Here is a 1,161-nt window from a genome sequence, read left to right on the forward strand (position 1 = left end):
CCAAATTTGTCTTTTTTCAACTCGATGATGCCCAGCTTCTATTTGTTGATAATAGCTATGCTCTCTGCCAGCAAACTTTTCTTTTCGAGCTAATTCAAACCAGTTTTTTACGTCTTTATGAAGAAATTTTTGATTTCCCTTTAGCGCTAAAAGATAATCTCTTTTCTTCTTAATTATGAGCGCTGCTATTTCTTTATGACATCCCATAGCATCGATGTTTATTATGCTTTCTTCAATTTCTAGCAGCTCTAATAACCCACATTCCGCACCCCCAACTGGCACATAGGCAGATTAGATTGAGGGGATAAAAGTGAATCATCCGAGATAATAGTGAGTAAAAACACCCAAAAATCTGTGCAACGCTCGCATCACTCAGCTAGGACTTCCTCAAAATTGAGATGAGGGCATTAATTCACTCTTCTTAACCCATTAAAAGTCAAAAATCAGATCACTAATAACTATTAATTCCCAGCATATATCGCCCGCATTATGACAATAATACATCACTGCTGAATCAACAATTATTTAAATCTAAGTCAGTTTTACCCATCAAGAATCGACTTCATTTCACAACAAAAAATAATAAGACCGACAGGTGACTGGAAATAAATTTAAGATGGCTAACCGTTCTGATGTCAAATTAGAAACTTGCTGAATTCCTTGAATACAAACGGCATGAATCGATTGAAAACTTTGGAATATCCAGCGCAAAGTAGGTCGATTGGTTCCTTTGCCCAACTGATTTTTTACGGTTTTATTAGTGAGTTGCAAGTTTTGCCGGAGTAACCTTTGACCTAAAGTATAAATCAACAAACACAAACCCATTACCAAAGTTAAAGCCTCTATTCTTTCCCGCGACTTTAGAAACACGCTCTCCGTAAAGAATAACGGGTCTTTCAAAAACCCAAACCCTCTCTCTGCCGACTGCTGTTCCTTATATTTTACAATCATTTCATCATGATTTAATTGTGAAGCATCCAGCACATTAGTAGCTAAGATAAATCTGCCACTAGCTTTGGTTGCTTTGGCTACCGCACTAGCATCTAATTCTAGTTGTGCCTGAACTTTAAATATTAGCTTAGAGCTAAGCTGTTGCACATTTAAACTGTGATACAAGCATTACCCTTATTTTTGATTTTGCGACCCCATTTAATTATTAAT

General features: G+C 36.5%; 1 protein-coding gene and 1 pseudogene. Both read right to left on the bottom strand.

The window, feature by feature from the left end; translation table 11 throughout:
• Positions 1–282, bottom strand: a 282-nt coding sequence (locus tag QT996_RS28505) for an ISAs1 family transposase (protein WP_333050858.1), incomplete at its 3' end; no start/stop codon positions are given.
• Positions 283–567: 285 nt separating this feature from the next.
• A pseudogene (locus QT996_RS28510) lies at positions 568–1,095 on the bottom strand (IS1634 family transposase); the annotation flags it as partial.
• Between the last annotated feature and the right edge of the window lie 66 nt (positions 1,096–1,161).

Origin of the sequence: Microcoleus sp. S13C4 (assembly GCF_036700865.1) — a bacterium.
In the GTDB taxonomy this organism is placed as follows: Bacteria; Cyanobacteriota; Cyanobacteriia; order Cyanobacteriales; family Microcoleaceae; genus Microcoleus.